The sequence below is a fragment of the Mycobacteroides sp. H003 genome, from assembly GCF_001440135.1.
Classification (GTDB): domain Bacteria; phylum Actinomycetota; class Actinomycetes; order Mycobacteriales; family Mycobacteriaceae; genus Mycobacterium; species Mycobacterium gwanakae.
Window position 1 is genome coordinate 1,487,407 of the sequence record NZ_LJYL01000034.1, and the last position, 17,385, is coordinate 1,504,791.

The following is a 17,385-nucleotide window of genomic DNA, read 5'->3' on the forward strand; positions in this document are numbered from 1 at the left end:
CGTCATCCGCCGAGCGCCGACAGTGCTCTCTGATAGACATCACGCTTCTTATCCCGGTTGCCGTCGTAGTAGTTGACGATATCGGTCACCGCATCGATTCCACCGCTATCGGCAGCGGCATTGATCCCGTGTGCGGTCCAGTACCACTCCGCGGCCGCGAATCCGTACTCGGGCTGTTGGAGCAGTTCGGGCGTTTGGGTGAAATCCATTGGCGGATTTGGGCTGTAGCTCTGGTTGTACCACTCGGTGAATCGCTGGTAGTTGCTTCTGCCGGTGACCTGGATCGGGCCCCGCCCCATAAACCGGGCACCGTCGCCCGGTTCTGTGTTTCCGAGTTCTTGTCCCTTCGAAGTTTGCGGGCCGTAGTGCGCGTTGAACCAGTCGGCGTCGGGCCCGCCCGGATAGGCGCCCTCGTACCACATGGTCAGCTCACCGGATTCGATTGCACAGGTGGCAAGGAACGCGGCCTGCCGCTGCGGGGTATCTATCCCGGCGTGCTCCATCATGGCGTTGAGTTGGTCGAGAATTCGTTGTTGCTGTTCCGGGGGCAGGCTTGCGAAGGCGCCCTGATTGAAGATGGCCTGCAGCTGGTCCATCGTCACCTTGTGGAAAGAGCTGTCCTGCGGACCGTTTTCGCCGATGTTGAGTGCTTGGCGCAGGATGGTGTAGTTGTCGGTGACGAATTGGTCCATGCTGGTGTTGGCGTCGTTGAAGGCGGCGATGGCGGTGGCGAATGCTCCGATGACGCTGGTGCGTAGGTCGTCTTTGACTTGTCGGGCAGGCCAATTGACGCCGGGGCTGCCGTGCCAGGCGTACAGGTGTTTGTCTGAGCCTTCGACTCCGGTGTTGTTGGCGCTGATGGCGGCGGCGCCGGTGGTGAGCCGGTTGGCGAAATCTGTGGGGTTGTTCTGGATTGTGCCTTCGATCATCAGGGTGATCGCGGCGGTGTATTCGTCTTGTTTTTTGTTCAGGCCGAAGTACAGGTTGTCGTCGACGCCTTTGACGGCTTCTTGGGCGTCCTTGAGTTTTTGAAGGTTGGCTTGTAGTTGTTCGGTGTTGGTTTTGTATTTCTCCCACGCCGCATCGGCGGCATGGCCTTTGACGTACTGCGAGAGGCGTTCGGTCTCCCCGATCAGCCCGACTTGTTCGGTGCCGCCGGTGACCGCGTCTTGCAGGTGGTCTCCGGATTCGCGGATCACCTTCAAGTTGATGTCGGCTTCTTTGTAGTAGGCGGCCTCAAAATCGGCGGCACTGCGGTCCATCGGCAGCCCCGACAAGTCGACGTCGGCCTGACTCAACTCGCCCTGGTGAGTCTTCAAAATCTCCCAGTACCCGCAAAAATCGCGGATCTTGGCACCGTCATCGAGCACCTGCCGACCCGTGTCATAAACCACCACCACAAACCCCCGAACCTAGAACGGAACCGTGCTGTACCCGGGCGGGGCCGCGGTTCTGTTGCGGAGGAATCTCTCGAGGGTCGCGCGGTCACACGGGTACGGCAGCGTTCCGCCGTTCCGGGTCCCGGCAGAGGTGCGGTTGGAGTCGTTGACCCAGTACTGCGGTTGGCCGTTGTCATCGAACGTCACACGCGAGATCGATAGGAAGTGTCCACCGCCCGGCGACACCGAGCCGTTGACGATCACTTGGCGGCCGGCCTGCAGATCAGCCGTCATCTGGTTGGTCAGTTCCGTGACCGCTTCCGGCGAGCTGCTTGTGGCGTTATTGACGGCGGAGTCGATTCCCAGGCTTTGCAGCTGCTGGGTCATGAGACCGGGCCCTCCGGGGAAGCCGTCTCGTTCGGCACCGGGATCGTAGATCTGGACACCTTGCCATCGGGTGATCTGGTCGATCTCCGCCCGATTCGGTGGGAAGTGCAGGGGCATACCGTCCATCAGCTTGTTCTGCACGTCGGCGGGAAGGTTGATCTCCTTGCCGTTGGGGCCTTCTCGCGTTCCGTACTTGTTGGCCAGAGCGCTCGCCAATGCCCACCGGGAGCAGTCGCCGCCACCGGCCTCGAGTGAATACTGCGACCATTGGCCCACCTGATCCTGTTCCTCGGGGGTGAGCGGATTCCCTACGGCCGGACCGTTTTCGCCGATGTTGAGTGCTTGGCGCAGGATGGTGTAGTTGTCGGTGACGAATTGGTCCATGCTGGTGTTGGCGTCGTTGAAGGCGGCGATGGCGGTGGCGAATGCTCCGATGACGCTGGTGCGTAGGTCGTCTTTGACTTGTCGGGCAGGCCAATTGACGCCGGGGCTGCCGTGCCAGGCGTACAGGTGTTTGTCTGAGCCTTCGACTCCGGTGTTGTTGGCGCTGATGGCGGCGGCGCCGGTGGTGAGCCGGTTGGCGAAATCTGTGGGGTTGTTCTGGATTGTGCCTTCGATCATCAGGGTGATCGCGGCGGTGTATTCGTCTTGTTTTTTGTTCAGGCCGAAGTACAGGTTGTCGTCGACGCCTTTGACGGCTTCTTGGGCGTCCTTGAGTTTTTGAAGGTTGGCTTGTAGTTGTTCGGTGTTGGTTTTGTATTTCTCCCACGCCGCATCGGCGGCATGGCCTTTGACGTACTGCGAGAGGCGTTCGGTCTCCCCGATCAGCCCGACTTGTTCGGTGCCGCCGGTGACCGCGTCTTGCAGGTGGTCTCCGGATTCGCGGATCACCTTCAAGTTGATGTCGGCTTCTTTGTAGTAGGCGGCCTCAAAATCGGCGGCACTGCGGTCCATCGGCAGCCCCGACAAGTCGACGTCGGCCTGACTCAACTCGCCCTGGTGAGTCTTCAAAATCTCCCAGTACCCGCAAAAATCGCGGATCTTGGCACCGTCATCGAGCACCTGCCGACCCGTGTCATAAACCACCACCACAAACCCCCTCAGCCCTAGTACTTCAGCCGGTTTCCACGAAATTCCCAGAAACTGTCCTCGTCGTCCCAGCCGGCTGTGGCAGGCCGCTTCGCGGACGCATCTTTGGTCGCAATGGGGGGCTCCTGCGCGGGCGAGGGCGCGTTTCCTGCTTCCCAGGCGGCGCGTTCCCGTGCCTGGCGGGTCTGCTCGGCGCGGATTTCCTGGAAGCGCTGGGCGGTTTTCAGTTTTCGAGCCTCAGAGGAGCGCCCAAACTCCAGTTGCAAGGCGTACAGCCGGTCCGCGTAGCCCATCTGCCCAAGTCCCTTCACGCCCTAGAAGTGTCCAGATTCCGCCTCTAAGTACTTGAGACGGCGGTATGCCAGATTCGGTTCCATCGAATTTGGGCGTGTGGAGAACGGCACCACTCAGGGTGAGTGGGCTCAATAGTTCAGGGGTGGAGCGCTTGCCGCGCATCAAGATCCACGCGTACTGGCGAGTGCCGCGCGGAGCTGGGAATCACCACACGCCCGGAATCAGCCGGTAGCGCACCCGGGCCGCGTACTCGGGATAGCCGTCGAGTTCCTGGGTGAGCAGACGCTCTTCCCCCACTGCTCGAAACCCCAGCGCGAGGACGGTCGCCACCGACCCGATCAACCCGTACCAGGAGCCCAGCAGCAGGGGCATGCCCATAAGGAACGGGATCGCCCCCGAGTACATGGGATGGCGGACGTAGGCATAGGGGCCGGTATCAACGATCGAATGTCCACGCTCTGCCTGCACCTTCACGACGGGCGCGGCAAAGCTGTTGGCGTGGAAGACGAGCACCATGGACAGCAGCGAGACGGCGATGAGTACCGCGCCCACGACCTGAATCCAGACCGGCACCATTGACCAACCCCAGCGATGGTCGAGCCCGGGTACCGCGAACCAGATCGGCATGCCGATGATGGCGAACACCACGAAGACTTTGTCCCATGAGGTTTGGTTGGGCTGGCGGGGTGAGCCGAGCCGCTCGGCGAGCAGGGCCGGGTTGTAGTTGAGCAGCCAGAGGTGCACACCGAGGTTCAGGACGGTGACCTCGATACCGAGGATCCAGAGTTGTGGCCAACGCCAGGTGCCCGCAGCCAGGACCATGAGCCCGCCCACGGCGAGAGTGGACACGATGTTGGCGGCGAGCAGCTTGACCAGCAGCCGCGTCTTCGACGGAATGGCCTCGGGCATGTATCGACGTTAGTGCTGTGCCAGCCGTTCTAACAGCAGTGACGAGTCATCGTCCTTCAGTTCGATACCGAAGATGTCGCGCAGTGTCACCACGACTTCCGCGGGTACCAGCTGCCGGGTCTCGCGGCCTATGCCGGGCCGGATGTCGTGCAGCTCGCGGTGGTCCAGGATGTACGCGTGATCGGGCGTGATCTTCTGTACGAAAACCCTCGTACTGAAGGGTGAATGGGGACTCGATGCGACGAAGTAACTTGCGGCGCGATAGTCGATCGGGTACTGCGGTTCCAGCACGAAGGTGTACCGGCTCATCCACCCCGGCAGCGTTCCGTCCCCGGCGGCCTCCGACAGGGTCCAGCCGTCGGCGCCGGGTGTGACCTCGCCGCGCAGCAGTTGGTACGTCCACGATCCGTCGTCGATGGTGGCCTCGTCGACAATGCGTATCGGGGCAAGAGGGCTGGTGCCGAATCCGACATCGCAGAGCCACTGTTGTCCGTCGAACCGGACCACGAGCATGCCGTGCGTCGCCGGCCGAATGGTGGTGGCGCCCATTTGCACGCGCCCCTGAATTCCGAAGAAGTCGAAGCCGAGGCGCTCCAGAACCGCTGCGAACAGGGCGACGTGCTCGTAGCAGTAGCCGCCGCGGGGCCCGCGCAGCAGCTTCGCCTGAACCGCCGGGATATCCAGTGCGACGTGCTTGTGCAGCACCGCATCGAGGTTCTCCCACTTGACGTTCAGGACGTGCCCGCGCTGTAGGCGCCGCAGGGTGTCCAGGGACGGCGACCGGGCGCCGTCGAAGCCTATGAAGGCCAGGTATTCGTCGAGCGCGAGCTCGTCTCCGTTCCACATGGTGTGGACAACGTACTAGCAGCCCTGGGTATCGCTGTAGCGCCGCGGACCATATCTGGCAGAACGGTGGAACGGTACTGGTCGCGAGACCAATCGGACGCGTTTCGTCGCCGGTGAGGACGCCGATGGGCACGGGTCTGTCATGTCACCGCCCACCCGTACCCTAACCGCATGGCCGCCGACCGCCCCACCATCTACTTTGCGTCGCAACGAGACTGGGAAGAGTGGCTGGAAGAGAACCACGCGGACTCCCCCGGCGTGTGGATCAAGATGGCCAAGAAGGCCAGCGGCATCCCCAGCGTCAACCACAAGGAAGCCCTGGAGGAAGCACTCTGCTTCGGGTGGATCGACGGGCAAGCCAAATCGCTCGACGAGCTGTACACCCTGCGCATGTTCACCCCACGCCGCGCCCGCAGCACCTGGTCGAAGATCAACGTCGGCCATATCGAACGGCTCACTGGCGAGGGCCGGCTCAGGCCGGCAGGCCTACGAGAAGTAGACGCCGCCAAGGCTGACGGCCGTTGGGACGCCGCCTACAGCTCGCAGGCCACCATCGAAGTTCCCGAGGACTTCGCGCGGGCACTGCGCGCCGAGCCGCAGGCGCAGCAGTTCTTCGACTCTCTGACCAAGACGGCGCGCTGGCCGTTCCTGTTCCGCCTCACCACCATCAAGAGACCAGACACTCGTGCCCGGCGGATCGTGCAGTACGTCGAGCTGTTGGCGCAGGGAAAGAAGTTGAGCTAGCGCTCAGGCCTTGTGCGCCACGGACACGATGTAGTCCGAATGCAGCGAGAAGAGCCGCATACCCACCGAATTGAACTGCGCGCGCAGCAGCGGGTTGACATGTTTCATGTCGGGTTGGCGCAGCCGCTTGGCCAGGAATTTGGACAGCGGTGGATAGACATCATCGGCGATGGACCATGTCTCGGCCCGGGCAAAGCCCATGTCCAGCAGCAGATCTCGGTATCCCTGTACATCGACGGCCCAGGGCACGGCGCTCGGTGACGCACCCTGCCAGCCTCGACGCGCCACCTGATTGCGTGCCAGCGCGGTCAGCGCGGTACGCCGCGGGACGATGTCCGCCGTCACCAGGCGTCCACCGGGCTTGAGCACGCGCAGCGCCTCCCGGAAGAAGTCGATGCGCGACGGGAAGTGAAAGGCCGACTCCAGCGCCACCACCTTGGTGCAGGACTCGTTGCCGAACGGTAGATCGGTGGCCGAGGCCTTGACGTAGGAGATCGTGTCGGACAGACCGGCCTCGGCGACCCGTCGAGTCGAGATCGCGATCTGTTCCTCGGCGATGTTGACCCCGGTGATCTTCTTCACCTTGAACTCGTTGGCCCACAGAATGTCTTGATCGCCGTATCCGCAGCCGCAGTCCACCACCACGTCCTTCGCGGTGAACCCCGCGCTGGAGGCAACCAGGCGCGCAAGGTCGCGGCTGGCCTCGTCGAGGGTTGTCGGGTGGTCGCGCCAGTACCCGAAGTTGATGAAGAGCGACTCTTCGCCGAATAAGTTCTGCGGACCGACGATGTCGTAGACCATTCCGGTCTTGGGGCCGTCGGCGTTCGACACCGCGACCGCCGCCATGCGCCGCCACTCGTCGGCCCATCGGCGTAGCCGTTCGCTGGTGGATTCCTCGGTGAAATCGGACGTCAGAGTGGTCATGGCTGGCAGCTCCCTTTCGGCCCTGGCCGCCTCGTTGCGGCTCACGCCTGCGTAACAAACAGTACCGGATACTTGGGATATCGGCATCTAAAGCCGCTGAGAACGACGCACGGGCCTGGATCCGAGAAACCCATCGCAGAAGTGACTAGGCTGGTGGGGTTGCCCGGCCTTCTCCGGGCGCAGCATGAACGAGGAGCACATGACCGACACAACGCTGCCCCCCGGCGGTGACGACGCCGTCGACCGGATCGAACCGGTAGACATCCAGCAGGAGATGCAGCGCAGCTACATCGATTACGCCATGAGCGTGATCGTGGGCCGCGCCCTGCCCGAAGTGCGCGACGGCCTCAAGCCCGTGCACCGCCGCGTCCTTTACGCGATGTACGACTCCGGGTTCCGGCCCGACCGCAGCCACGCCAAGTCGGCGCGCTCGGTGGCCGAGACCATGGGTAACTACCACCCACACGGCGACGCCTCCATCTACGACACCTTGGTGCGTATGGCGCAGCCCTGGTCGCTGCGTTACCCGCTGGTGGACGGCCAAGGAAACTTCGGCTCGCCGGGTAATGATCCCGCCGCCGCCATGCGTTACACCGAGGCCAGGCTGACACCGCTGGCCATGGAAATGTTGCGTGAAATCGACGAGGAGACAGTCGATTTCATTCCCAACTACGACGGCCGGGTCATGGAGCCGACCGTGCTGCCGAGCCGGTTCCCGAACCTGCTGGCCAACGGCAGCGGCGGTATCGCCGTCGGTATGGCCACCAACATGCCGCCGCACAACCTGCGTGAGTTGGCCGAGGCCGTGTACTGGGCGCTGGACAACCACGAGGCCGACGAGGAGACCACCCTCAAGGCGGTCTGCGAAAAGATCACCGGCCCCGATTTCCCGACATCCGGCTTGATCGTTGGGACACAAGGGATTCACGACGCGTACACCACCGGGCGCGGCTCCATCCGCATGCGCGGTGTCGCCGAGATCGAGGAAGACTCCAAGGGCAGAACGTCTTTGGTGATCACCGAGTTGCCGTACCAGGTCAACCACGACAACTTCATCACTTCGATCGCCGAGCAGGTGCGCGACGGCAAGATCGCCGGCATCTCCAACATCGAAGACCAGAGCTCCGACCGTGTCGGCCTGCGAATCGTGGTGGTGCTCAAGCGCGATGCCGTTGCCAAGGTGGTGCTGAACAACCTCTACAAGCACACCCAGCTGCAGACCAGCTTCGGCGCCAACATGCTGTCGATCGTCGACGGCGTGCCGCGCACGCTACGCCTGGATCAGCTGATTCGGCTGTACGTCAATCACCAGTTGGACGTCATCGTTCGGCGTACCCGGTACCGGTTGCGCAAGGCCAACGAGCGCGCGCACATCTTGCGCGGTCTGGTTAAAGCCCTTGACGCCCTTGATGAAGTGATCGCATTGATCCGCGCCTCGGCGACGGTCGACATCGCGCGCCAGGGCCTGATCGAGCTGCTCGACGTCGATGAGATCCAGGCCCAGGCCATCCTCGACATGCAGCTGCGTCGCCTGGCGGCCCTGGAGCGGCAGAAGATCGTCGACGACCTGGCCAAGATCGAGGCCGAGATCGCCGACCTCGAGGACATCCTGGCCAAGCCGGAGCGTCAGCGCGCCATCGTCAAGGACGAACTCGCCGAGATCACCGAGAAGTACGGCGACGACCGCCGCACGCGCATCATCTCCGCCGACGGCGATGTCGCCGACGAAGACCTCATCGCACGTGAGGACGTCGTCGTCACCATCACCGAAACCGGATACGCCAAGCGCACCAAGACCGACCTGTATCGCAGCCAGAAGCGCGGCGGTAAGGGCGTGCAGGGTGCGGGCCTCAAGCAGGACGACATCGTCAAGCACTTCTTCGTGTGCTCCACGCATGACTGGATCCTGTTCTTCACCACCAAGGGTCGCGTCTACCGCGCCAAGGCGTACGACCTGCCCGAGGCCGCCCGCACCGCGCGTGGCCAGCATGTTGCGAACCTGCTGGCCTTCCAGCCCGAGGAGCGCATCGCGCAGGTCATCCAGATCAAGGGTTACGAGGACGCGCCGTACCTGGTGCTGGCCACCAAGAACGGTCTGGTCAAGAAGTCCAAGCTCACCGACTTCGATTCCAACCGCAGCGGCGGCCTGGTGGCCGTCAACCTGCGCGACGGCGACGAACTGGTGGGCGCGGTGCTGTGCGCGGCCGAGGACGACTTGCTGCTCGTATCGGCGCATGGCCAGTCCATCCGGTTCAGTGCGACCGACGAGGCATTGCGGCCGATGGGCCGCGCCACCTCCGGTGTGCAGGGCATGCGGTTCAACGGCGAGGACGAGCTGTTATCGCTCAACGTCGTCAGCGAGGGCACCTACCTGCTGGTGGCCACGTCGGGCGGCTACTCCAAGCGCACCGCGATCGAGGAGTACCCGGTGCAGGGGCGTGGTGGTAAGGGTGTGCTGACTGTTCAGTACGACCCGCGCCGCGGCTCTCTGGTGGGTGCGCTGATCGTGGACGAAGAGGCCGAGCTTTACGCCATCACCTCGGGCGGCGGGGTCATCCGCACCATCGCGAAACAGGTTCGTAAGGCCGGCCGCCAGACCAAGGGCGTGCGGTTGATGAACCTCGGCGAGGGCGACACCTTATTGGCAATCGCGCATAATGCCGATGAGGGTGATGCTGACCCTGACGACGACGCAGCCGGCGCAAGCGAGTAAGGAGCTGTAGGTGAGTTCACCGAACGATCCGGGGGAGTCTGGCGCCAACGAACGCCCCGTGGACCAGGCGGACTTGCCTCCCTGGCAGCGGGCGGAGCGGCGGCGTGGTTCACACGCCGCCGCCACCGGTCCGCAGCGGATTCCCAGCAGGGAACCGCGCCCCGGCGGCGCACCGACGGAGATCATCCCCATCGTGGACGACGCCACCGCGCCTCCGACCGCGCCGACGTCGGCGCCGCGGCCCGGACCCCGCCCGTCGGCCGGCCTGGATGCCCGGCTCAGCCGGTTCATCTCGGGCACCGCGGCCCCGGCCGGATTCAACACCCCGCCGGAGCGTCCCGAACCCGAAGCAGCAGTGCCGGAGCTGGAGCCCTACGACGAGGCGCCGGAGCATCCCGAGGTGCCGGAGCGTTCGGAAAGAACCGAGCGGCCCCAACGACTCGAGCCGGTGCGTTCGGGCACCCCGTGGGGCGAGGCGAGCACGCAGGAGCCCGTGCGCGCCCCCAAGAACAATGACCTGCCCGACCTGTCGGGCCCGGTCCCCCGCCCTCCACGCAGAAGTGATGCGGCACAAGGTGGTTCGGCAGTGACGGTGGGCCCCTCGCGCCGCGGCCCGCTGCGGGCGGCCATGCAGATCAGGCGCGTGGATCCATGGGCGACCCTGAAGGTGTCGCTGGTGTTGTCGGTGGTGTTCTTCTTCGTCTGGATGATCGCCGTCGCGATGCTGTATCTAGTGCTCGGCGCGATGGGTGTGTGGTCGAAGCTCAACGAGAACGTTGGTGAGCTCATCACCAACAGCGGCGGCGGTGAGCTGGTGTCCAGTGGCACCATCTTCGGCACCGCGCTACTGATCGGTTTGGTGAACATCGTGCTGATGACCGCGGCCGCCACCATCGGTGCGTTCATCTACAACCTGACCACCGATCTAGTCGGCGGTATCGAGGTCACACTGGCCGATCGCGACTAACGGTTTGGGATGCAACCCATCCGTGCGGTAATCTCTGCCTTCGGTTCAGGGGCTATAGCTCAGGCGGTTAGAGCGCTTCGCTGATAACGAAGAGGTCGGAGGTTCGAGTCCTCCTAGCCCCACCACACTCGTTGGGAGGTCGACCACATGAGAGTGCTGCTGCTGGTGCTCGCATTGCTGGGCGTGGCCTACGCGACAGCAATCACCGTGGCGCGCAACAACATGGAAGTGTGGCACACAGCAGCAGGTGAGGGGCCTTAGCTCAGTTGGTAGAGCGCTACCTTTGCAAGGTAGATGTCAGGAGTTCGATTCTCCTAGGCTCCACTCAAGTTTCTCGTTCGCGCGACCCGATCCGGCCCTACGGCTGAGGTTGCGAATCCACACTCGGTGCCAGCGGCGACGGTTCGGGCTGTCCTGAGCGCCGCAGCACGCTGAATGCGACGGCGCCCGCACCCAGCAGACCGACCACCGCAAGGCCGGTCAGCGCGCGCGGCAGCTTGCGCTTGCGGGCTCCGCTGACCACCTCGGGCAGGGTGTCCACGACATCGGCGACGGCGTCCTGCACCTCCGACGACACCGCCTTGCCGCGACGCACCAGCTTGCCGGCCACGCCCGCCGCCGATTTCGCCAGCCCGAACCCGAGTCCGGCGGTACCGCGTGAGACGTCGATAGGGGCCAGTGCGGCCTCCTTCAGACCCCGCACGAGCCGCTCCCCGGAGGTCAGCTTGACGGCGGGTTCGGAGGTCTTGGTCAGCAGGCTCATTGTCAGCGGGTCCCTTCGTCGGGCGGTGATCTCCAGAATGACTGGTACTCCAGATTGCCATCTTTGCGCCGCCTATTGGGAAACATCCGCATGAATGTCTTTTCGGCGCGGATAAGGTGGTCGTCGTGACTTCACCAATCCAGACACAGACCGCCACCTTGCACACCAACCACGGCGACGTCGTCATCGCGCTCTTCGGCAACCACGCCCCGAAGACCGTCGCCAACTTCGTCGGTCTCGCCGACGGCAGCAAGGACTACTCCACGAAGAACGCCAAGGGCGAGGCCGCCGGCCCGTTCTACGACGGTGCCGTCTTCCACCGCGTCATCGAGGGATTCATGATCCAGGGCGGTGACCCCACCGGCACCGGCCGCGGTGGCCCCGGATACCAGTTCGCCGACGAGTTCCACCCCGAGCTGCAGTTCGACAAGCCGTACCTGCTGGCCATGGCCAACGCCGGACCGGGCACCAACGGCTCACAGTTCTTCATCACCGTCGGCAAGACCCCGCACCTGAACCGTCGCCACACCATCTTCGGTGAGGTCGTCGACCCCGCTTCGCAGAAGGTCGTCGACGCCATCGCCTCCACCTCCGTCGATCGCGGCGATCGTCCCACCGAGGACGTCGTGATCAACTCCATCACCATCAGCTAGCTCTCGATGGCTCATCCCGGACAGGTACCGGTCTACGGGTGCGCTTGGCACCCGGACCGGGCCACCGCGGTGCGCTGCGTGCGCTGCGGGCGCCCCGTGTGTCCGGACTGCATGCGATCAGCGCCCGTCGGACAGCAGTGTGTCGAATGCGTCCAGCAGGGCGCCAAGTCGGTACGTCAGGTCAAGCCGCTGCGGCAGGCACGGGCCTGGGTCACTTGGGCGCTGATCGCTGTCAACGTGTTCGTGTACTCCGCCGTGGTCGGGGGCACCGACGAGACGATGGCCGTCACCACCAGCGCGCTGTTCCGGGACCTGGTCCTGTACCTGCCGTGGGTGGCGCAGGGCGAGCTGTGGCGCACGGTCACCGCGGGCTTCCTGCATTTCGGCCTGATGCACATCGGGGTCAACATGCTCTCGCTGGCCTTGATCGGGCCCGGACTCGAGCACGCGTTCGGTCGTGAGCGCTACGCCACGATCTACGGCACCGCGCTACTGGGCAGCAGCGCCATCGCCATGTGGTTCAGTCCGAATGCGTTGGTGGCCGGTGCATCCGGCGCTATTTACGGTCTGCTGGGCGCGGCACTGGTGCTGTATCTGCGGGAGCGGCTGAACCCGCAGACCATCATCATCGTGCTGGTGCTGAACATCGGGCTGAGCATCTCGCTGCCGGGCATCTCGTTGGCCGGGCATATGGGCGGCCTGTTGTTCGGTGTTCTGAGCGCAGGTGCGCTGCTGTACTACCGCGAGGTGTGCCGTGGGGCCGGTGTACCGGACCTGGTGCAGAAGCCCTCGACGCCGTGGGTGCTGGCTGCGGTCGTGATCGCGTTATCGGTGACGCTCATCGTGGCGAGGGTTCTCACCTATTCCGGATAGTGCACGTGCGGCAGCTTGGCTCTGAGGAACTGCCATTGGGTGTGCTGCTTGACGATGTCCGGGACATCATCGGTGAACGGCCGGCCGTAGTGTGCGGCGATCTCGGCGGCCGTCTGCACGTCGGTGGCCCAGCCGTGGCCCGTCAGCCAGTCCGCGGGGGGCATGCGGGAATCCGGATATGTCAGCATCCAGAAATTGGCCGCCCGGATATCTTCGGGGACAACGGGTTCGGCCAGTGAATCCCAGATCTCGGTTGACGGCAGGAAAATGTTGGCATCGCTGCAGATGGCGCTACCCGGCGCGGACAGCTCGATGATGCGCTCGAAGAGCAGGTCCTGCGCCTGGCCGGGCAGACCCGCCATGATCAGCGGCGCGATCAGCCACGCGGTGGGCTGCTCGGGGTCAAAGCCCGCAACGCACAGATCCTCCGCCCAGGGATCGGCGGTTGTTGCCGCGGGTATGAGCCGCTGGGTCACCGAGGCGGCAGCGCCGTGCTCCCTAAGCACACGGGACCGGAACTCCAGCGTGTGCGGATGGTCCACTTCGTACAGAACAGCGTCGGCCGGCCACGGGAGTCGGTAGGCCCGAGTGTCCAGACCCGCGACGAATTGCACGACTTGCCGGGTTCCCGACTCAAGCTCCGTGGCAATGAAGTCGTCGCCGTACCGCGTGAAGATTCCCGACGCGTTGATGAGAAGAAAGGTGCCGTCGGCAGCCGAGTGGTTCTCGGGAAATCCGGTGGCGAGGAAGGCACTACTGAGCGGCTCGTTCGCCGCGGTGACCAGGACCTCCGCAAGTGGATCGTCGATCAATGGATGGCCGCGCCGACTTTCCAGCGCTCGCAGAGCTGCGGCAATCAGATCGAACTGATATTTGTGCGCCGGTGAGGTCACAGCCTTTTCCGGTTGACCATCCAAGGAATCACCTGCCTTCGTGCACGTTGCCCCCAAGATAGCCATCGCGCGGCGCAAAGGTAATGGCGCTGCGCAAGCTGTCCGGCGAGATCGGGCTACGGAACGAACCTCACTGGTCCGCCGGCCCGTCACTCGGTGGCGATTCTGCGGAATGCGCAAGGTAATCGGTCGGCAGCATCGCGGTCAGGAAGCGACGGTCCGCGAGATCGTCGAAACCCGGCACCAGCTCGTTCCCGAACGATCGGCCATAGCGCTCGGCGAGCTCACGTGTCGTGTACGTCTGGGTCAGCCACCCGTGCCCGGAGAGCCAGTCTCCGGGATGGGTGCGTTCGTCACGATGTGCCAGCGCCGAGTAGTCGGCGCCGCGAAGCGCGTCCGGCAGGACGGCGTCCACGGCCTCGCCCCATGTCCGCCCGGACGGGGCCAGCGGATCGTTGTCCGTCGCGATGATGCTGCCCGGAGCCGACATCTCGATGATCCGCTCGAACATCGAGTCGTGGCTGCCACCGGGAAGGTTGCAGACGACGCACTCGGCGAGCCACGCGGTGGGGATGTCTGGGTCGAATCCGGCCAGCGTCAGCTCCGCTTGCCACTGCTCGCCCAGACCACACAGGACCATCCGCTGTGTCGTATGAGGCTCAGCTCCCGCGTTGTCGAGCGCCTTCATCTTGACGGTGAGGACCTCGGCATAGTCGACCTCATAGACGACTGTGCCCGCGGGCCAGGAGAGCCGGTAGGCGCGGGTATCGAGGCCCCCGGCCAGCAGCACCACCTGGCGGATGCCGTTGGTGACGGATGCGAGCAGGGATTCGTCGTAGTAGCGGCACATCGCCGCCACATAGTTGGCGAGCAGATGGGTGCTCAGCTCATTCGCCGTCGACGGGTTCTCGTGAAGGCCGACGTCCAGGAGCGCTCGGGTGTGGGGATCAGCGACGGCATCGAGGATGGTCCGGGCGTGCGCGTCGAACAGCAACGGCTGTGCGCGGCGTGCCTCGAGCGCCTTCATCGCGGCGATCGTCAGCCCGATCTGCATACTCTGGCGGACGAATCCGCTGCCATGCCCATCTCCTGGCATAAAGTCCAGCTTTCAATCCCCCAACCGTCAAACGACAAGCCTTTGCCAAATGACCTGTTCGTACAGACGGCACCCTTGTGATCGATTGCATGGGAAACTTTAGTCGAAACGGGACCGAAGGTCCCACCCCAGCGTCGGTCCGCGCGCCTTGCGCGCAGGGGCTAGCGGGTGGCGGTGATGAAGTAAGCGTCCGACCACAGCGAGGTGATTTCGCTGTGCTCCTCGGGGGCGGGCCGTCCATAGGCGGCAGCCTGTTCCAGGCGGTTGGTGACGTCGACGTGCCAACCATGTTCGCCGAGCCACTCGATCGGGTCTTTGCGCTCATCGTCATAGATCAGATCGCCGATGCTGACGTTCTGGAGAAAGTCCGGCTTGAGTTTGTTCACGGCGTCCTGCCATTGGCCGGCGGTGGCCACGCGGCGGCGCCATTCGGTGGCCAGGAAGCTGCCGGGGGCGGAATGGGCGGTGATCTTCTCGAACAACGCGTCTTGGGCGGCACCCGGCAGGTACGCCAGCAGGCCCTCGGCGAGCCAGGCCGTGGGCTTGCCCGCGTCGAAGCCCTCGGCCCCCAGCGCGGCGATCCAGTCATCGCGTAGGTCGGCGGCGACTTCGCGCCGTTCGGCCTGCGCGACCGCGTTCTCTTCGGCAAGGACGTGGTCCTTGAATTCGAGGACCTTCGGCTGGTCCAGTTCGTAGACGACGGTGCCGTGCGGCCAGGGCAACCGGTAGACCCGCGCATCCAGTCCGGCGGCCAGGATGACTACCTGTCGAACACCGGAAGCTGTTGCAGTGGTGAAGAATTCATCGAAGTATTTGGTGCGGACGGCCAGGTGATTGACCAGGTAGGTGGTGGCGACGTCCCATTCGGACTCGGGACGCGGCGAGGCCAGGGCCTCGGTGAGATGAGGCTCCCCCGAAGCCTCCACGAAGGCGCGGGCGTGCTCGTCGCGAATGAGTGGCTCAGATCGGGTGGTCTCCAGGGCGCGGAACGACGACACCATGAGGGCCGTGAAACCGACGCTGCTGACAATGTCCCACTGATCGCCCTCAGTCCGTGTCATGTGCCCGCCTCTTACCTCGGAGTAATTACCTAAGGCAACGATACGCGCGTTGCGGCGTTCACGCCCGATATCGGGCGGCGCGCAGTGCCTCGTGCACTTCACGGGGGTCGGTACCCAGGTCCCAACGGTTCAGGACGATCAGGTCATCTCCGGATTCGATCTCCAGCAGCCGGGTGCGTCGGCCCAGTCGGCGGAACTCGCTGATCTTCACCGAGTCCACCGCGGCGCGGGGTAGCAGCGTGAGGCGGGTCAGGCCTTGCAGCTCAAGACCCTCGTCGGCGATGCGCAGTTTCGGACGGCACCGCCAGGACACGGCGGCGAACCCCAGCAGACCGAGCGCGGCCACCGAGGCCAACAGACGCCCCGGCGCATCGGCGACCAGGAAAACGGCGATACCGAACGCGACACCCACAAGGGCGGCGGCAGCGATACCGGCTGGTTTCGGGCCCCATTCGGCTGGGGATGCGGTCGGTTTATCCACAGGCGTTATCCACAGTGGGGATAAATCACATCGTTGTGATTGGGTGTCTCTTGGGTGGACTCGATGGAAACGGGTGCTAACCGGACCGGCAACGGCAGCCCGGGCTTCCTCCCGTCTCGTGTCACCGCCACCGCATGGTCAGCAGTAGTCCGGTGATCATGAAGGCAAACGCGATGGCGTAGTTCCACGGCCCCAGATCCAGCATCCAGGTGATGTGTTGTGCGGCGAGCTGGAACACCATCAGCCAGGCCAGGCCGATGAGCATAAGGGTGAGGAAGAACGCGACGAACCAGACGCTCGACGGACCGGCTTTCACCTTGACCGGAGTACGGCTAACGGTGGTCGCGTTGAACGCTGACTTCTTACGGACCTTGGACTTGGGCATCGACTACCTCGGAAGCATCTGGGATATGGCGGCACGGCGACGGGTCGCCATGGCCGGAGTCGTCATGGGTTCCTACGCAGGTTACAGCGCGATGCTGCGACAATCTTCTGGTGACCGCCGATGAGGCCCCGAGGAGCGGGGGCAGCCCCCAGCGTGAACCGGCGGCCCCTTCCGCCCGAGGGGGCCTCCTCTGGCGGGTCGGGGTGCCCCTGGTGTGCGCGCTGGCGGGCTTTCTGCTGGCCGCGACGCACACGGTGTCGGGTGGCAACGAGATCCGGCGGGGCGATTCTCCGGCGCCCCGGTTGGTGGATCTGGTGCGCGAGACGCAGAAGTCCGTCGACAAACTCAGCGCCACCCGCGACGGCTTGGCGAATCAGATGGCTGCCGCGCGGGCACAGTCGGCCGGGGGTGACAGCCAGGTGGCGGCGGCGCTCGCCGAAACCGGTGAGATGGCCGATGCCGCGGGCGTCCAGCCCGTCACCGGCCCCGGTCTGGTGGTGACGCTGACCGATGCCAAGCGTGATGCGTACGGGCGTTTCCCCCGCGACGCGTCACCGGATGACTTGGTGGTGCACCAGCAGGATGTCGAAGGTGTGCTCAATGCCTTGTGGAGTGCGGGCGCCGAGGCCATTCAGATGCAGGATGATCAGCGCCTGGTCGCGAGCTCGGTACCGCGATGTGTCGGCAACACCCTGCTGCTGCACGGTCGTACCTACAGCCCGCCCTACGTGATCACGGCCATCGGCGATGCCGATGCCATGCAGGCAGCACTCGACGCGGCTCCGCTGGTAACGCTGTACCGGCAGTACGTCGCGCGATTTGGCTTGGGATACACGGTGACTCGCGGCCATCACCTCGAAGTGGCCGGATATCGGGATGCGGTGGGGCCCGGCCGTGCGGCTCCCCTGGAGGGCCGGTAGACATCCGT

Annotated in this window: 18 protein-coding genes and 2 tRNA genes; 8 read left to right on the forward strand and 12 right to left on the reverse strand. The window is 64.5% G+C overall.

Features of this window, described 5'->3' with window-relative positions:
* Positions 1-2: 2 nt before the first annotated feature.
* From AOT87_RS27145 to AOT87_RS27165, 5 genes are all read right to left on the reverse strand, one after another.
* Positions 3-1,394, reverse strand: a complete 1,392-nt coding sequence (locus AOT87_RS27145) for a hypothetical protein (protein ID WP_131727338.1) — start codon at positions 1,392-1,394, stop codon at positions 3-5.
* Between the two features lie 18 nt (positions 1,395-1,412).
* Positions 1,413-2,855 (reverse strand): hypothetical protein, encoded by a 1,443-nt coding sequence (locus AOT87_RS27150; protein ID WP_131727337.1) that lies wholly within the window; start codon positions 2,853-2,855, stop codon positions 1,413-1,415.
* A 17-nt stretch (positions 2,856-2,872) separates the two neighbouring features.
* Positions 2,873-3,148 carry a hypothetical protein gene (locus AOT87_RS27155; RefSeq protein ID WP_131727336.1) on the reverse strand — a complete coding sequence of 92 codons (276 nt, stop codon included), beginning with the start codon at positions 3,146-3,148 and terminating at the stop codon, positions 2,873-2,875.
* Positions 3,149-3,353: 205 nt separating this feature from the next.
* Positions 3,354-4,058 carry an isoprenylcysteine carboxylmethyltransferase family protein gene (locus tag AOT87_RS27160; RefSeq protein WP_057969828.1) on the reverse strand — a complete coding sequence of 235 codons (705 nt, stop codon included), beginning with the start codon at positions 4,056-4,058 and terminating at the stop codon, positions 3,354-3,356.
* A gap of 9 nt (positions 4,059-4,067) precedes the next feature.
* The gene (locus AOT87_RS27165) at positions 4,068-4,904 is read right to left on the reverse strand and encodes an arylamine N-acetyltransferase (protein WP_057966651.1); all 837 of its coding nucleotides are present in this window, start codon (positions 4,902-4,904) and stop codon (positions 4,068-4,070) included.
* A 171-nt stretch (positions 4,905-5,075) separates the two neighbouring features.
* On the opposite strand from AOT87_RS27165, the gene AOT87_RS27170 reads away from it, so the two are divergent.
* Positions 5,076-5,648: a YdeI/OmpD-associated family protein gene (locus AOT87_RS27170; protein WP_057966652.1), complete on the forward strand. Its 573-nt coding sequence runs from the start codon at positions 5,076-5,078 to the stop codon at positions 5,646-5,648.
* A 3-nt stretch (positions 5,649-5,651) separates the two neighbouring features.
* On the opposite strand, the gene AOT87_RS27175 is transcribed toward AOT87_RS27170, so the two are convergent.
* Positions 5,652-6,617: a class I SAM-dependent methyltransferase gene (locus AOT87_RS27175; protein WP_057966653.1), complete on the reverse strand. Its 966-nt coding sequence runs from the start codon at positions 6,615-6,617 to the stop codon at positions 5,652-5,654.
* Between the two features lie 154 nt (positions 6,618-6,771).
* On the opposite strand from AOT87_RS27175, the gene gyrA reads away from it, so the two are divergent.
* The 4 genes from gyrA to AOT87_RS27195 all read left to right on the forward strand — a co-directional run bounded on the left by gyrA (position 6,772) and on the right by AOT87_RS27195 (position 10,576).
* A complete protein-coding gene (gene gyrA, locus AOT87_RS27180) occupies positions 6,772-9,285 on the forward strand; it encodes a DNA gyrase subunit A (RefSeq protein ID WP_057966668.1) in 2,514 nt (837 codons plus the stop codon).
* A gap of 10 nt (positions 9,286-9,295) precedes the next feature.
* On the forward strand, positions 9,296-10,252 hold the full coding sequence (locus AOT87_RS27185) for a DUF3566 domain-containing protein (protein WP_057966654.1): 957 nt from the start codon (positions 9,296-9,298) through the stop codon (positions 10,250-10,252).
* A gap of 48 nt (positions 10,253-10,300) precedes the next feature.
* Positions 10,301-10,377: transfer RNA gene (locus tag AOT87_RS27190), tRNA-Ile, on the forward strand.
* Between the two features lie 126 nt (positions 10,378-10,503).
* Positions 10,504-10,576 (forward strand) — tRNA-Ala (locus tag AOT87_RS27195).
* Positions 10,577-10,610: 34 nt separating this feature from the next.
* On the opposite strand, the gene cwsA is transcribed toward AOT87_RS27195, so the two are convergent.
* The gene (gene cwsA, locus AOT87_RS27200; protein WP_030098135.1) at positions 10,611-11,015 is read right to left on the reverse strand and encodes a cell wall synthesis protein CwsA; all 405 of its coding nucleotides are present in this window, start codon (positions 11,013-11,015) and stop codon (positions 10,611-10,613) included.
* Between the two features lie 116 nt (positions 11,016-11,131).
* Between cwsA and AOT87_RS27205 the strand changes: the two genes are divergently transcribed.
* Positions 11,132-11,668, forward strand: a complete 537-nt coding sequence (locus AOT87_RS27205; protein WP_193601848.1) for a peptidylprolyl isomerase — start codon at positions 11,132-11,134, stop codon at positions 11,666-11,668.
* A gap of 111 nt (positions 11,669-11,779) precedes the next feature.
* Positions 11,780-12,541 carry a rhomboid family intramembrane serine protease gene (locus tag AOT87_RS27210; protein ID WP_057966655.1) on the forward strand — a complete coding sequence of 254 codons (762 nt, stop codon included), beginning with the start codon at positions 11,780-11,782 and terminating at the stop codon, positions 12,539-12,541.
* On the opposite strand, the gene AOT87_RS27215 is transcribed toward AOT87_RS27210, so the two are convergent.
* The 5 genes from AOT87_RS27215 to crgA all read right to left on the reverse strand — a co-directional run bounded on the left by AOT87_RS27215 (position 12,529) and on the right by crgA (position 16,457).
* Positions 12,529-13,434 carry an SAM-dependent methyltransferase gene (locus tag AOT87_RS27215; RefSeq protein ID WP_057966656.1) on the reverse strand — a complete coding sequence of 302 codons (906 nt, stop codon included), beginning with the start codon at positions 13,432-13,434 and terminating at the stop codon, positions 12,529-12,531. The genes AOT87_RS27210 and AOT87_RS27215 overlap by 13 nt on opposite strands.
* A 130-nt stretch (positions 13,435-13,564) precedes the next feature.
* Positions 13,565-14,530 carry an SAM-dependent methyltransferase gene (locus AOT87_RS27220; RefSeq protein ID WP_057966657.1) on the reverse strand — a complete coding sequence of 322 codons (966 nt, stop codon included), beginning with the start codon at positions 14,528-14,530 and terminating at the stop codon, positions 13,565-13,567.
* Between the two features lie 161 nt (positions 14,531-14,691).
* Entirely contained in the window at positions 14,692-15,591 is a 900-nt protein-coding gene (locus AOT87_RS27225; RefSeq protein WP_057966658.1) for a class I SAM-dependent methyltransferase, read from the reverse strand.
* Positions 15,592-15,649: 58 nt separating this feature from the next.
* Positions 15,650-16,072, reverse strand: coding sequence for a PH domain-containing protein (locus AOT87_RS27230; protein WP_057966659.1), 423 nt, complete (start codon positions 16,070-16,072; stop codon positions 15,650-15,652).
* A 121-nt stretch (positions 16,073-16,193) separates the two neighbouring features.
* Entirely contained in the window at positions 16,194-16,457 is a 264-nt protein-coding gene (crgA, locus tag AOT87_RS27235; protein ID WP_005082859.1) for a cell division protein CrgA, read from the reverse strand.
* 203 nt (positions 16,458-16,660) lie between these two features.
* Here crgA and AOT87_RS27240 point away from each other — a divergent pair, with 203 nt between their 5' ends.
* Complete coding sequence (locus tag AOT87_RS27240) at positions 16,661-17,377, forward strand: DUF881 domain-containing protein (RefSeq protein ID WP_030098142.1); 717 nt, start codon at positions 16,661-16,663, stop codon at positions 17,375-17,377.
* Positions 17,378-17,385 lie beyond the last annotated feature (8 nt).

Excerpts from the sequence above, each read along its gene's own strand:
- AOT87_RS27155 (WP_131727336.1), bottom strand. The coding sequence starts at position 3,148 with ATGGGCTACGCGGACCGGCTGTACGCCTTGCAACTGGAGTTTGGGCGC.
- AOT87_RS27160 (WP_057969828.1), bottom strand. The coding sequence starts at position 4,058 with ATGCCCGAGGCCATTCCGTCGAAGACGCGGCTGCTGGTCAAGCTGCTC.
- AOT87_RS27165 (WP_057966651.1), bottom strand. The coding sequence starts at position 4,904 with ATGTGGAACGGAGACGAGCTCGCGCTCGACGAATACCTGGCCTTCATA.
- AOT87_RS27170 (WP_057966652.1), top strand. The coding sequence starts at position 5,076 with ATGGCCGCCGACCGCCCCACCATCTACTTTGCGTCGCAACGAGACTGG.
- gyrA (WP_057966668.1), top strand. The coding sequence starts at position 6,772 with ATGACCGACACAACGCTGCCCCCCGGCGGTGACGACGCCGTCGACCGG.
- cwsA (WP_030098135.1), bottom strand. The coding sequence starts at position 11,015 with ATGAGCCTGCTGACCAAGACCTCCGAACCCGCCGTCAAGCTGACCTCC.
- AOT87_RS27210 (WP_057966655.1), top strand. The coding sequence starts at position 11,780 with ATGCGATCAGCGCCCGTCGGACAGCAGTGTGTCGAATGCGTCCAGCAG.
- AOT87_RS27220 (WP_057966657.1), bottom strand. The coding sequence starts at position 14,530 with ATGCCAGGAGATGGGCATGGCAGCGGATTCGTCCGCCAGAGTATGCAG.
- AOT87_RS27225 (WP_057966658.1), bottom strand. The coding sequence starts at position 15,591 with ATGACACGGACTGAGGGCGATCAGTGGGACATTGTCAGCAGCGTCGGT.
- crgA (WP_005082859.1), bottom strand. The coding sequence starts at position 16,457 with ATGCCCAAGTCCAAGGTCCGTAAGAAGTCAGCGTTCAACGCGACCACC.